The 14,189-nt window shown below is 44.7% G+C and carries 11 protein-coding genes and 2 rRNA genes (1 of these 13 running past the window's edge); 7 read left to right on the top strand and 6 right to left on the bottom strand.

Annotated features, from left to right (window positions below; genetic code table 11):
- From MARME_RS18050 to MARME_RS18040, 3 genes are all read left to right on the top strand, one after another.
- A 23S ribosomal RNA gene (locus MARME_RS18050) occupies positions 1-1,232 on the top strand; it begins 1,656 nt to the left of the window's first position.
- A 261-nt stretch (positions 1,233-1,493) separates the two neighbouring features.
- Positions 1,494-1,608: ribosomal RNA gene (rrf, locus tag MARME_RS18045) — 5S ribosomal RNA — on the top strand.
- A gap of 400 nt (positions 1,609-2,008) precedes the next feature.
- Positions 2,009-3,172 carry an IS256 family transposase gene (locus MARME_RS18040; RefSeq protein ID WP_013662707.1) on the top strand — a complete coding sequence of 388 codons (1,164 nt, stop codon included), beginning with the start codon at positions 2,009-2,011 and terminating at the stop codon, positions 3,170-3,172.
- 138 nt (positions 3,173-3,310) lie between these two features.
- Here the strand turns inward: MARME_RS18040 and MARME_RS18035 are convergent, their stop codons facing one another.
- A complete protein-coding gene (locus MARME_RS18035; protein WP_013662706.1) occupies positions 3,311-3,892 on the bottom strand; it encodes an aspartyl/asparaginyl beta-hydroxylase domain-containing protein in 582 nt (193 codons plus the stop codon).
- A gap of 229 nt (positions 3,893-4,121) precedes the next feature.
- Here MARME_RS18035 and pelA point away from each other — a divergent pair, with 229 nt between their 5' ends.
- A complete protein-coding gene (pelA, locus tag MARME_RS18030; RefSeq protein WP_013662705.1) occupies positions 4,122-5,735 on the top strand; it encodes a pectate lyase in 1,614 nt (537 codons plus the stop codon).
- A gap of 9 nt (positions 5,736-5,744) precedes the next feature.
- On the opposite strand, the gene MARME_RS21605 is transcribed toward pelA, so the two are convergent.
- The gene (locus tag MARME_RS21605) at positions 5,745-6,839 is read right to left on the bottom strand and encodes a GGDEF domain-containing protein (protein ID WP_013662704.1); all 1,095 of its coding nucleotides are present in this window, start codon (positions 6,837-6,839) and stop codon (positions 5,745-5,747) included.
- 253 nt (positions 6,840-7,092) lie between these two features.
- Here MARME_RS21605 and MARME_RS18020 point away from each other — a divergent pair, with 253 nt between their 5' ends.
- From MARME_RS18020 to MARME_RS18010, 3 genes are all read left to right on the top strand, one after another.
- The gene (locus MARME_RS18020; protein ID WP_013662703.1) at positions 7,093-7,728 is read left to right on the top strand and encodes an NAD(P)-dependent oxidoreductase; all 636 of its coding nucleotides are present in this window, start codon (positions 7,093-7,095) and stop codon (positions 7,726-7,728) included.
- 82 nt (positions 7,729-7,810) lie between these two features.
- Entirely contained in the window at positions 7,811-8,203 is a 393-nt protein-coding gene (locus MARME_RS18015) for a hypothetical protein (RefSeq protein WP_013662702.1), read from the top strand.
- A gap of 2 nt (positions 8,204-8,205) precedes the next feature.
- The gene (locus MARME_RS18010; protein ID WP_013662701.1) at positions 8,206-8,508 is read left to right on the top strand and encodes a hypothetical protein; all 303 of its coding nucleotides are present in this window, start codon (positions 8,206-8,208) and stop codon (positions 8,506-8,508) included.
- 89 nt (positions 8,509-8,597) lie between these two features.
- On the opposite strand, the gene hutG is transcribed toward MARME_RS18010, so the two are convergent.
- The 4 genes from hutG to hutU all read right to left on the bottom strand — a co-directional run bounded on the left by hutG (position 8,598) and on the right by hutU (position 14,062).
- Positions 8,598-9,473, bottom strand: coding sequence for an N-formylglutamate deformylase (gene hutG / locus MARME_RS18005; protein WP_013662700.1), 876 nt, complete (start codon positions 9,471-9,473; stop codon positions 8,598-8,600).
- A 36-nt stretch (positions 9,474-9,509) separates the two neighbouring features.
- On the bottom strand, positions 9,510-10,739 hold the full coding sequence (gene hutI, locus MARME_RS18000) for an imidazolonepropionase (protein ID WP_013662699.1): 1,230 nt from the start codon (positions 10,737-10,739) through the stop codon (positions 9,510-9,512).
- 98 nt (positions 10,740-10,837) lie between these two features.
- The gene (gene hutH, locus MARME_RS17995) at positions 10,838-12,370 is read right to left on the bottom strand and encodes a histidine ammonia-lyase (RefSeq protein ID WP_013662698.1); all 1,533 of its coding nucleotides are present in this window, start codon (positions 12,368-12,370) and stop codon (positions 10,838-10,840) included.
- Between the two features lie 21 nt (positions 12,371-12,391).
- Positions 12,392-14,062 carry a urocanate hydratase gene (gene hutU / locus MARME_RS17990; protein WP_013662697.1) on the bottom strand — a complete coding sequence of 557 codons (1,671 nt, stop codon included), beginning with the start codon at positions 14,060-14,062 and terminating at the stop codon, positions 12,392-12,394.
- Positions 14,063-14,189 lie beyond the last annotated feature (127 nt).

Raw genomic sequence — 14,189 nt, 5'->3', positions numbered from 1 at the left:
TAGGCAAAATGGCACCGTAACTTCGGGAGAAGGTGCGCCGGTTAGGGTGATGAGACTTGCTCTCTAAGCTTTGATCGGTCGAAGATACCAGGTGGCTGCGACTGTTTATTAAAAACACAGCACTCTGCAAACACGAAAGTGGACGTATAGGGTGTGACGCCTGCCCGGTGCTTGAAGGTTAATTGATGGGGTTAGCGTAAGCGAAGCTCTTGATCGAAGCCCAAGTAAACGGCGGCCGTAACTATAACGGTCCTAAGGTAGCGAAATTCCTTGTCGGGTAAGTTCCGACCTGCACGAATGGCGTAACGATGGCCACACTGTCTCCACCCGAGACTCAGTGAAATTGAAATCGCAGTGAAGATGCTGTGTATCCGCGGCTAGACGGAAAGACCCCGTGAACCTTTACTATAGCTTCACAGTGAACTTTGAACCTACTTGTGTAGGATAGGTGGGAGGCTTTGAAACTTGGACGCCAGTTCAAGCGGAGCCAATCTTGAAATACCACCCTGGTATGTTTGAGGTTCTAACTCAGGTCCCTTATCGGGATCGAGGACACTGTGTGGTGGGTAGTTTGACTGGGGCGGTCTCCTCCCAAAGAGTAACGGAGGAGCACGAAGGTGCGCTCAGCATGGTCGGAAATCATGCATAGAGTGTAAAGGCAAAAGCGCGCTTAACTGCGAGACAGACACGTCGAGCAGGTACGAAAGTAGGTCTTAGTGATCCGGTGGTTCTGTATGGAAGGGCCATCGCTCAACGGATAAAAGGTACTCCGGGGATAACAGGCTGATACCGCCCAAGAGTTCACATCGACGGCGGTGTTTGGCACCTCGATGTCGGCTCATCACATCCTGGGGCTGAAGCCGGTCCCAAGGGTATGGCTGTTCGCCATTTAAAGTGGTACGCGAGCTGGGTTTAGAACGTCGTGAGACAGTTCGGTCCCTATCTGCCGTGGACGTTTGAGATTTGAGAGGAGCTGCTCCTAGTACGAGAGGACCGGAGTGGACGAACCTCTGGTGTTCCGGTTGTCACGCCAGTGGCATTGCCGGGTAGCTATGTTCGGACGGGATAACCGCTGAAAGCATCTAAGCGGGAAGCCTCCCTCAAGATGAGATCTCACTGGAACTTTAAGTTCCCTAAAGAGCCGTTCGAGACTAGGACGTTGATAGGTTGGGTGTGTAAGGGTTGTGAGGCCTTGAGCTAACCAATACTAATTGCTCGTGAGGCTTGACCATATAACACCAAAGTGGTTTTGAGAAAGACTGCGAAGTGCATATGAATTTACGACGCTCTTGATAAGAGAGTGGGTTTGAAGTTTGATTAGAGTTATTTCAAAAAGCATTGTTAAAGCAACTGATTGCGTTGAGCGATTAAATCTATGAATTAGATTGAAAAAGCCAGCAGAATCAGTAAGATAAGCCAAGTAACGAACTTGTGTGTTTTGGGAAGAGATCAGAGAAACAATCGATCACCCAGAACGAACACATCCCAGTTTGCTTGACGATCACAGAGGCGTTGAACCACCTGATCCCATCCCGAACTCAGAAGTGAAAAGCGCCATCGCCGATGGTAGTGTGGGGGATCCCATGTGAGAGTAGGTCGTCGTCAAGCTTCTAATACAGAAAGCCCTGATCAGAAATGGTCAGGGCTTTTTCTGTTTCTGGACTGAACCAAACCTAATGAACGTCTGGAAAGGTCTTATACCCTCCCCTTACCAAGGGGAGGGGTCATACGGACTGGCTCATACAAAACCGACCACATCCTTTACACACCTCCAGTTTACCTAGCCGAAAAAATCAAATACTGAAAGATTCTGGGAAGCGCACTGCTAATCGCCTCAAGAGCTACCTGCGAACGTCTTCTAGACCCCCTCCCAACCTCCCCCTTAAGTAAGGGGGAGGAGCATACCGTCCCAATAAGTGTGTCTAACGAGGTGTTGTAAAAGTCGCCTCTCTCTCATTAAATGACATTGTTTCGACCAAAAAACAAACCATTTAACAAAAGAGAGACTATGAATCATTTAAAGCTAAACCAAACTCAGATACAAGCCGTTGTTGATCAACTCACATCACAACCCGACGGTGTGAACCGGTTGCTAGAGATAGCAATGAACAGTCTAATGAAGGCAGAGCGTAACGCCTATTTAGAGGCGGCACTAAAAGGCAATAAAGCCAACGGTTACCGTTCTGTGAGTGGCTATGGTGTGGGCGACTCACTATCTTTGCAAATTCCCAGAGATCGCTTGGGAGGCTTTAAACCAACCTTACTTAAGGTCATGAAAGATCAAGCAGACTCACTCAATGAGCTTTGCTTTGAGCTTTATGCAAAAGGATTGACCACCCGTGATATTGAGTCCATTACCGAAACAATATACGGACAACATCTGTCAAAAAGCCAAATATCCCGCATCACTTCCAGCTTATCAGAAGCCATGCAAGCGTTTAGAGAGCGTCCATTAGCTGAGTATTATCCTATCATTTATCTTGATGCAACCTTTGTAAAAACGAGGCGTGAACGAGTTTCCAGCGAAGCGTATTACATTGCCCTCGCGGTGTTGCCAGATATGACACGTGAGGTAATTGGTATCTACAATGCACCGACAGAATCAGCCAGCGTGTGGAATGAGATCTGCGTTGATTTAAAAAACAGAGGTCTTAAACAATCAGATTTGTTTGTTATCGATAACCTGACCGGATTAGACAGCACGCTTGAGACGCATTTCAAAGCGCCCATTCAAAAGTGTATTCTACACCTCAAGCGTTCTATCCTTAACAAAACGAAGAAGCAGCATCGTCCAGAAATGGTCTCGGATCTCAGTGACATTTTTCAGCTAGAGAATCGAGATGATACAAAAGATGCTCTCTTAAAAAGAGCCAAAGCCATTTCAATAAAGTGGCGGCGTTACTATCCGCATCTAAAGCGGCTAGAGGATGCTGATTGGTTATCTTATTATGCAACGTATCTTAGTTTTGAATATGATATCCGTAATATGATTTATACAACGAACTGGATAGAGCGTTTAAATAAAGCCTTCAAACGGACGTTGAAAATCCGAAATTCGATGCCTAGTGTCGAGTCGGTATTAACGCTTTTAAGCAAAGTGGCCATAGATATGAATAGTTCGACTTATCGTCACCCGGTTAGTCGTTTCCAGAAAAGCCACCTGTTTAAATAAAGAGTGAAGCAATGAAATGAGAGAATAGACACACTTTTTGGGACAGTACCGGGAGGAGAGCAGAAGACTATCATCTCTGGTGTATGCTCCCCTTTAATATCTGCTCAACAACAGGAAGCCGTGACGCAACAGACCGTCCTAGGTAAGTGTGTCGAAGCCTGAGATAAGTAACTCTTCGACCCAACTATTCCATTCGAGATCAATCGACATATTAATCCGTTCAACTGTACTATTGTTATGGACTGAATGCTTTTCACTGAGCTTTAAGTACCAAAGCTCTCCTGGTTGCATGTCAACTCTAGTGCCGTTAAGTAAGAACAGTGCTTCTTCAAATGAAAATATCGGAAGAGTAAGGCGTACTACTTCTTTATGCACTGCATCTAAAGTTGGGTCAGTGTGTTCTTTTAGTTCTGCGCCGGGTTCTAGTCTCATTAGACGTACACTTACGATAGGTGCTTTAAACTCAGAGAGAATGGATTGCAAATAAGGACAACCTTCAAGCATGTGTTCTGCTAGCCAGTTGTGATTTACCGGATCTCGAACATCTTTTGCGAGCATCACTGGCATATAATATATGTAGCTTTGTTGTCTGAGGCTAGAGGTGATCGTCGTGACGTCGTTTTTCAGACGCTGCACATCATAGTTTCGATTTAGTTTTACCCTATCAGGAAGATGTTCTATAGAAGGGTTATCATATACTTCTATCGTTCCAGCCATCATTAAAAGTCTCCATCTTGGTGATAAAAAATATAACTCACTGATCTACAATTGATTTTTTCTGACGTTTTTAGCCCTTCTTTTTACTATATCACCTTTGTCTTTGAATTTTTTTGCTGTTCCGTAAAATGATTTTTAATCAAATATTTGAAACATTGTTTTAAAACAATAGCATTTAGTTTCGTTAAAGGAGTTTGTATTTAGGAAGTTAAATAAAAAAGCGGAGCGACGGATGGAAAATTATCACAATTGGGTAAAAAGTACGCTATTTGTTGTGGGTGTGTGCGTTGGAACAAATGCAACGGCATCTGAAACAGTATCTTCGGAAAATGCTGACTTACATAATGTTGCTATTATGATGAGCGAGCCCATGATGCGTGTAGATGGAAGCTATCATGAACTGTTAGATGCGTACTACCTCAAGCCAGTCTACGGCGTTAATAATACAGTAATGGCGCCTTTAGAAGACATCTTAGATGAGTTAAATGGCGCTTATATTACCAATGGCAATCAAGTTAAAGTTGAACTGAATGAGCAAACGATTGAAATGTCGATAGATTCCAAGGTGGCGTTGGTTAATGGAAAGAGCATCGATATGCCTGTTGTACCTCAGAAAATAAACGGTGCTTTGTATTTACCGTTTAAATTTGTGTTTGAGCAATTAGGGGCCAAATACCATTGGGACGGAAAACGGAAAACGGAAAACGGAAAACGGAAAACGGGAAACGGAAAACGGGAAAGAGCCGTTGCAACCATGTTGCGACCAAAGAACTCTATGTTCGAGTACGAAAAAGGTTCAATTTCATTAAAAACGATATACGAAAAAGGCGATGATTGGTTTGCCAGCAAAGAAGCCAAACACGTTGCCAATGCAATGATAGAGAATCAAAATCCAGACGGAGGGTGGTTCAAAATAGGCAGTTCTGCAAGTCTTGCACAGGTTTATGATCGAGATAAGTTTCCGACGTATCGACAAAAGTCGACTATAGACAACGATGCGACTTACGTCCAAATTACGACGCTTATTAAAGTTTATGCTCAAACACATGATGAGTGTTACAAAGACAGCGCATTAAGAGGAATCGAGTATCTTATAAAAGGCCAATTGGATCACGGCGGATGGCCTCAATTCTTCCCGCAAACACGAGGTTATCACAGACATATCACGTTTAATGACGACGTAATATCAAATACGCTTACTGTATTGAGAGACGTTGTTGCCCAAAAAGAGGGTTATGAATTTGTTTCTAAACAATTAGCCGACCAAGCTAAAGTCGCCGTCGAGAAAGGTATTGCATTAATCTTGGATCGTCAGGTGGTTGTGAATGGTAAAAAAACGGGTTGGTGTGCACAGTATCATTATGAAACCCTCAACTGCGAAAAAGGCCGCTCGTTTGAACTCGCTGCGATCAGCGGTGGTGAGAGCGTCAAAGTCGTGAAATTCCTTACGTCTATCGAAAAACCGTCACCAGAAGTCGTTAACGCCATCAACGATGCCGTTGCGTTCCTTGAAAGTCAAAGTATCAAGAATAAAGCAATGGTCAAAGTAAGCGATCCTACCTTAGAGTTTGGTGTCGACCGTGTTGTAATAGACAAAGAGGGTGTCATGTCTTGGCCCCGTTTTATTGATACAGAGACACTTCAGCCTTTATTTTCGAATAGGCAAGGCGACCGCTTACGTCAATTTGATGATATAAGTTACGAACGTAGTATTAAATACAGTTGGCTAGTTACGTCTCCAAACACACTCATTAATGACCTATATCCTAAATGGCAAAAGAGCACACGTTCTAATATGCAGGCAGGTTTGCAAGAGCGAACTAAAAGAGTGAGGAAGGAACGTTAGACACTTTCTTCACTCTTTTAATACTCTGTTTCTACCTTGTTCTTTCGCTGCGTACATTAGGTCATCGGCCCGTTTTAATAGAGTGATTTGATCTTCGCGATCATCCCACTCAACAACACCTGCGCTGAAGCTTATTGGACCATGTTCCAAGTTTGCACTTGCGAGCCTGTTGAGCAATTCCACCGTTGCGTTAAAGGTTGGATCAATAGTCCCACTGATGAACAAGATAAATTCTTCCCCACCTTGTCTTATTCCTAATCCAGCGTAACTCTTTGCAGTATCTTTTAATAATTCCGAAAACGCACAGAGTACATGATCGCCATAGTTATGGCCGAAGTTGTCATTGATTGCTTTAAAACGATCAATGTCGATCAACGCGAGACTAAAAGGTTCTTCTGACTGTATATGAGATCGAATTTCTTTTTCGAGAACCAGGCGATTTTGAAGGCCAGTAAGAGGGTCTCGTTCTGCCATATCTTTAAGGCGAGCAGAGAACGAGTGAGCTTTGTTGCGTTCTGCTTTAAAGCGTTCTGCGTATACGCTGAGCATCCAGACGAAGTAGAACGATGCAAAGATAAAACCAATGGTCAAATCGACAGATCTAGCTACCTCCGTCGGATAGTGATAAACCAAATGAGGTTGAGTATGTTCAATCCAGATTAGCGTGATCGCATATAAAATGACCACCGCATGGACTATTGCTCTCAGCCACTTGGTTTCTCTGAACGCGAAGGAGAAGTAAAATAAAATAGCTAAAATCATGAAGTAGGTTGGTCCTGATGAACCACCATTGCCAAACCAATTGATTGGTATTACGGCGGACATGGTTAAAATCACCAAAGCCAATGAACCTGACCTATATTTTTCGTGCCATCTAGAGATGTACCACGCGAATACCATTAGCGTCGAAATAATGAACTTTGACAGCACCACGTACATTTCTGCATGTTGATAAAAATAATTGAATACGCCAGATATCAAATTGAGTAGCGCGATAGTGAGAAGAATAGCGTGATTAAAATATTCGTGATGATCGCTTTTATCACCTAGGCACCAAAACAGAACGCTGTGTTTTGAATAATTGTGTTTTGAGGTTGTCTGCACGTCTTAGCCCTTAACGTCAAAAATGAGAAAGCGTCTATACATAGTAGATGAAACACACTCAACTGACACACTATCTTGATTCGCAATCCTTGTAAGTCTCAGACTCAAAGCGACAAGCTCTGTCCATCAAATCGCATTAATTTTTCCGACAGTACTTACATGCATGTAAGCCGGTGGGTATGATTTGGCTAAAGGTTAATCATTTTTATTGGTTAACACGCGTGCAAATTAAGCGTATTCAGCGAGGGTAAAAATGAAAATAGCAATTTTGGGAGCGACCGGATTTGTAGGGCAAGCTGTGTTAGAGCAAGCATTAGCCGCAGGGTATGATGTCAAAGCACTAGTAAGAACACCTGAAAAATTGAAAACCAGTGCAGGCAACCTTGAAGTGGTTCAAGGCACGCTCGAAAACGCGGAGAAAGTAGCTGAAACATTGGAAGGTTGTGTTGCAGTCGTAAGTGCTGCAGGCGGTGTAAAAGGTTCTGACCAGTACAAAGCGTTTGAAACCATTACTCATATTTTGGTTTCTGAGATGAAGAAGGCAGGAATCAAAAAATTGGTTAGCATCAACGGCTCCGGTACTATTTTACCTAACGAGTATGTTGGATTTAAGCGTAAAGCGTTAAGTACTATTGTCGGTATCTTCCTGAAGCACATGAAAGACGCTAAGATTGCTGAAATGGATATTTTGCTAAAAGAAAAAGAAATTGATTGGATCAGTGTCAGAGCCAATTTAATTTTAAAAAAACCGCTTGTTGGTCATGTTCTGGCGGACGATCAAAAGATGCCAGGCGGCTCGATTACATTGCCTGATTTGGCTAAGTTCATGGTTGATCAGGTAAATAGCGATACTTGGGTTCATAAGGCGCCATTTGTTTCCATCGCCTAAGGAAAGTGTGAACAAGCCCACTGACTTCAGCGAGTGTCACTTATTGTTTAGGTCTAAGGTTCACGTTATCGAATAGTACTTTATGATTAAATTTTATATTTTCGCGATTTTTATTACCTGTTTCTGTGCATATGGCATTTGGCCAATACTAACGGCGATGATTGTTATGATGCTTGGTGAAGAAAAGCTAGTGGGCGTTATTGGGCTGGCTATTTACTCTGTAACCGCATTGATTCAATTGATGAGTATGATCATGGTTTTTAAACGCAGGAAGAAAGCGGCATTTGTATTTTTCGCTGCGATCTTTGTTCCTGTGTTATTCAGACTGTCTGATATTGCTCTTGAAGCGAGTGATGGTGGCACGGGTGTCTCGTGGAACGGCGTGACCGAAACGCTCCTGTTTCCCTTGCTGGCAGTGGGTGTTATTTTTATGAGCGACGCAAAGTATTATTTTGAACCTAAAATGGAAGACTGATCATGAGCAAATGTGGAAGTTGTCAAACACCTGTATCAATTAAAACGGTCTTTAGTGCGTTAACTCCTTTTTCACTTCGATGCTCTCAATGCAAAGAACCAATAAAAGTTGATTCAATAACAGGTGGTATCGCCGCTGTTATTATTCTTGTGGCGGTTTTAGCAGTCTTCGTCACTCAAAGAGGCGCTGATAATTTTTGGGTAGGCATTCTTTTGCCAACGCTCATTGGTGCAGAGTTATTGTATTTTATATTGATTAGAGCAGGGCTTGTGAGGATAAAAAAGACGACAGAAAACACTAACTAAATTGGTTAGCTCTGATCTTTTCTGTATTTTCCGATATTGCTGATATCTACAAAGGACTTCATGGGCCTTGGCCCATGAAGTCCTTTTATTTATTCGTTAAGGCTCACTGCTAAGCAACCCTCAATCAATTCTTTGAGCTGCTGTTTGATAAATGGCAGCTTGTTGTCATCGAGTTGGTAGCGGCCAGCTTTTTTCGCTTCTTCATCTAAGTAGGTTGCTTGAGAAAGCTCTAATTGGATTGCATGGATGCCTTTTTCAGGCTGGCCAAATTGTCGGGTGATGTAACCCCCTTTAAAGCGTCCATTGAGCACTTGAGTGTAATTAGGTCGCAGTATTTGGGTGACGACATTTGCAATCAAATCAGTACAGGATTGCCCTTCATTTGTTCCCCAATTAAAGTCTGGTAACAAGCCATCAAATAGCATGGGGACTTCTGCCGCGATACTGTGAGCATCGAATAGGATAGCGTAACCGAATTTCTCTTTTAGACGCTTCAGTTCTTGCTCAATTGTATTGTGGTATGGTTTCCAGATCTGTTCTTTGTAGGCGGCTTTTTGTGTCTCATTTAGCGCTTTATTTGGTTCAAAAACGGGCGCGTCTTCAAAGAGGATATCAGGGAATAGCCCAGTCGTTTTGGTTTGATAGAGCGGTTTGTCATCGTATGGGCGGTTTAAATCGATGACATAGCGTGAATAATTCGCTTTGATGCAACCGACTCCTAATGTTTCCAAAAAGTCGTACAGTTCGGGGATATACCAATCGGTGTCGGGCAGTTTACGTGCTTGTTCTGTTAAACCTGCTTCGACTTCAGATGTTAGCGCTAGTCCAGAGTGAGGCATACTGACTAAGATTGGCGTGTCGCTTTGGCGGAATTCAAACGCAGGCACACTTAGCGGCAACTGCTGATCTTTTTGTATTGTTTGATCGTTATGTGATGTCATTGTCTGATCGTTGTTTGGTGTCATAGTGTGTCGTTCCAAAATGGACAGGATGCATCAATGTTAGCTGATAATGCCGTTATAAACTCGATGCTTAACAAGGTTTCCACCCAACCAATAACTTAACTCTGCAGGTGAATCTATTTGCCAATGAACGAAGTTCGCCTGTTTTCCAATTTCAATAGATCCGACTTGGTGGTCTATATCGAGAGCTTTTGCCGCATGGATCGTCACGCCTGCCAGAGCTTCTTCAGGCGTCATGGCGAATAACGTGCATGCCATGTTCATCATAAGGCGCAGAGACAATGCAGGCGAGGTACCGGGGTTTGCGTCAGTTGCGATGGCCATCGGTACATTGTGTTTACGGAACCAATTAATCGGCGGCTTTTGAGTTTCTTTCAACACATAGAATGCGCCAGGTAGGATCACCGCGACCGTTCCAGAGGCGCTCATTGCCACGATGTCTTCTTCTGTCGCGTATTCAAGATGGTCTGCAGAGAGTGCTTTGTATTTTGCTGCGAGGCTTGAGCCTCCGAGTGACGAGAGTTGCTCCGCGTGTAATTTAACAGGTAATCCCAATGACGCTGCACACTCAAAATAGCGAGTCACTTGAGCGGGGGAAAAGCCAATGCCCTCGCAAAATGCATCTACTGCGTCGGCCAAACCGAGTTCTGCAATTTCTGGTAATACCTCGTCGCATAGATAGTCGATGTATCCGTCTGCATTGTCTTTAAATTCAGGAGGAAGTGCATGTGCTGCGAGACAGGTGGTTTTTATGTCCACAGCATTTGAGCCTTCAAGGGATCTTGCTGCTTGAAGCATCGCGACTTCACTCGCTGTATTGAGACCATAACCAGATTTGATCTCTACGCTGGTGACGCCATCCGCCATTAAACTTTCAAGGCGACGTTGCGCTGATTCTGTTAGTTCTGACAAGGTTGCGTTTCGTGTGTCTCTGACAGAAGAAACGATACCGCCGCCTGCTTTGGCTATGTCTTCATAGTTCGCGCCGTTTAGGCGCATTTCAAACTCGTTCGCTCTGTTACCACCAAAAACGATGTGGGTATGGCAATCCACAAGACCGGGCGTAATCCATCCGCCTTCTAGATCCATTTCTTGATCGGCTTGATAGTTTGGTAAATCAGAGCGCTTGCCAACCCAATCAATCTTGCCATCCAATACCGCCATCGCTGCGTCTTCGATAACAGAGTATTGACCGTTTTCCATAGTAGCGATGTTCATCCCATACCAAAGGCTGTCGCAATGGCGCGGTTGGAGAGAGTTCGTTGGCATGTTTTATTTCACTTCTTTGTATTGATGTCAGGCCCAGCCAACATTCTTACCTAATGGAATATTGGCTGGGATAGCGCTTATTAAATACCGAGCAGCCATTAAAGACTAGGCAGTAATCCTGTCGGCATTGTGTCGTTATGAGCGGCTTCTTGGATCAAGTTAGTTGCTTTTTCGATATCGGCCGCGAAGTAACGGTCTTTGTCGTAAAAAGGAACACGAGTTCGCAATGTTGCTTTTGCTTGCTCAAGCGTCTCAGAGGTTTTCAGTGGCGCGCGGAAGTCTAAACCTTGCGCTGAAGCCAAGAGTTCTACTGCCAATATGCCGCGTGTATTTTCCGACATGTCTTTCAAGCGACGCGCTGCGAAGGTCGCCATAGAGACATGGTCTTCCTGATTTGCAGACGTTGGTAAGCTATCGACAGACGCAGGGTGCGCGAAGGTTTTGTTTTCACTCGCCAAAGCCGCTGATGTAACTTGAGCAATCATGAAACCAGAGTTCACACCGCCGTTGTCCACCAAAAATGGCGGAAGTTTGCTTAAGTTGCTGTCGATAAGCAAAGCCATACGACGTTCCGATAGACTGCCAATTTCAGCAATGGCAATGGCCAGATTGTCAGCGACCATCGCGACTGGCTCGGCGTGGAAGTTACCACCAGAGATAATGTCTCCATCATCTGCAAAGACCAATGGGTTGTCGGATACAGAGTTTGCTTCAACACGCAGTACTTTTGCAGCATTGCGAATTTGCTCAAGACATGCCCCCATGACTTGTGGCTGACAACGAAGCGAGTACGGATCTTGTACTTTTTCACAACCAACATGGGAGTTTCCGATGTCGCTGCTTTCCCCTAAAAGATGTCGATACGCGGCGGCAACGTCAATTTGTGTTTGATGACCACGAACCTGATGAATACGATCATCAAATGGTCGTCGGCTACCTAACGCAGCTTCGACAGACAGCGCACCACAGGTAATGGCCGTAGCAAATAGATCTTCTGCTTCAAATAAGCCTTCTAGAGCGAACGCAGTTGAAGCTTGCGTACCATTTAGTAATGCAAGTCCTTCTTTTGGCGCAAGCGTTATTGGCTCTAAGCCTGCAACTGCAAGTGCCGCTTGGCCCGAAATAATTTCGCCTTTATAGCGGGCTTGTCCCTCGCCAAGTAATACCGCACTCATGTGAGCAAGAGGCGCAAGGTCACCGGATGCACCTACTGACCCTTTTTGAGGGATGCAAGGGTAGACTTCTTTGTTGATCAAGGTAATAAGTGCTTGAATAACGTACAGACGAATACCTGAAAAGCCACGGGCAAGGCTGTTTACTTTCAGAGCCATGACCATTTTTACGGTCGCATCGTCCATTAACTTTCCAGTGCCAGCGGCGTGAGAAAGGACAATGCTGCGTTGCAGTTCTTCAAGGTCTTCTTCAGCGATTCGAGTGTTCGCCAACAAGCCAAATCCTGTATTGATACCGTAAACGGTGCGGTCTTCGCGGATGATATCGTCTACGACTTTTGTACTGGCTTCGATGCCTGAAAAGGCGCTTTCATCCAACGTAATTTTTACATCGTTACGACTAATTTGACGCAGATCGGAAAGAGTCAATTGGCCGGGTTTTAAAGTGAATTCAAACATAGTGTCTCTCTAGCCGTTCTATTATTTAGTCAACATGGGTAAGTGTAGGCCTTTCTCTTTCGCGCAATCGATCGCGATGTCATAGCCTGCGTCAGCGTGACGCATAACGCCGGTCGCTGGATCGTTATTAAGAACGCGCGCAATGCGCTCTGCTGCTTCATCGGTGCCGTCACATACAATAACGACACCAGAGTGTTGTGAGAACCCCATACCGACGCCGCCGCCGTGGTGAAGCGATACCCATGTCGCGCCTGATGCTGTGTTTAACAAAGCATTGAGAAGAGGCCAGTCTGAGACCGCATCAGAGCCGTCTTTCATGCCTTCTGTTTCGCGGTTTGGACTAGACACCGAACCTGAATCCAAATGGTCGCGTCCAATCACAACTGGAGCAGACAGTTCGCCGCTGCGTACCATCTCATTAAACGCTAGACCAAGTTTCGCACGCAGTCCAAGGCCAACCCAACAAATACGAGCAGGCAGCCCTTGGAATTGAATACGCTCACGAGCCATGTCTAACCAGTTATGTAGATGAGCATCATCAGGAATCAACTCTTTTACTTTGGCATCTGTTTTGTAAATGTCTTCTGGGTTACCAGAGAGCGCAGCCCAGCGGAAAGGACCAATGCCACGGCAGAACAGCGGACGAATATAAGCTGGTACGAAACCAGGGAAGTCAAAGGCATTTTCGACCCCTTCTTCCATGGCCATTTGGCGAATATTATTGCCGTAATCGAAGGTTGGGACGCCCATTTTCTGGAATGCCAACATGGCTTCTACGTGGGTTGCCATGGTTTTTTTCGCTGCTGTCACTGTTAGAGCAGGGTTGTTTTGAGCGTTTTCTCTGTATTCTTCCCAGCTCATTCCATGTGGAAGGTAGCCATTTAGTGGGTCGTGAGCAGAGGTTTGGTCAGTGACCATATCGGGACGAACGCCACGTTTAACCAATTCAGGAAGAATGTCAGCCGCGTTGCCACATAACGCAATAGAAATGGCTTTTCCTTCGCTTGTATAACGCTTAATACGCTCGAGTGCATCATCAATACTGGTTGCTTGCTCGTCTACATAGCCAGTGCGTAGACGAAAATCGATACGGCTTTGCTGACATTCGATGTTTAGGGAACATGCGCCTGCTAATGTTGCTGCTAACGGCTGCGCGCCGCCCATACCACCAAGGCCTGCCGTTAAAATCCAACGTCCCGTTAAGCTGCCATCGTAGTGTTGGCGACCTGCTTCAACAAACGTTTCATAGGTACCTTGAACAATGCCTTGACTGCCGATGTAGATCCAAGAACCGGCGGTCATTTGGCCGTACATCGCTAAGCCTTTTGCATCTAACTCATTAAAGTGCTCCCAGTTAGCCCAATGTGGTACAAGGTTTGAGTTGGCGATGAGCACTCGAGGTGCGTTCTCATGAGTTTTGAATACGCCGACAGGTTTACCTGATTGGACCAAAAGAGTTTCATCTGTTTCTAACTCTTTTAGTGTTTCGACGATTTTGTCATAGCATTCCCAATCACGCGCTGCGCGACCGATCCCACCATAAACCACTAATTCTTCTGGGTTCTCCGCAACATCTGGATCAAGGTTGTTCATCAGCATGCGCAGTGGCGCTTCAGTTAACCAGCTTTTTGTGTTGAGTTCTGTGCCACGAGGTGCTCGAACCTCGCCTTTACGATAACGATTTTGAGTCATGATGGGACTACCTCCAAACTTAAATATATAAACATGTATATACAACTTAATTTAAACATAATGGGATTTTTCAAAACGTGCAAGCATTTTTTGAGTTCTTATGTTTGTTTGGTTCGTTATTGATCCA

This window comes from Marinomonas mediterranea MMB-1 (assembly GCF_000192865.1).
Classification (GTDB): domain Bacteria; phylum Pseudomonadota; class Gammaproteobacteria; order Pseudomonadales; family Marinomonadaceae; genus Marinomonas; species Marinomonas mediterranea.
The sequence above is the reverse complement of the archived record's forward strand: the minus strand, read 5'-3'. Positions and strand labels throughout refer to the sequence as shown.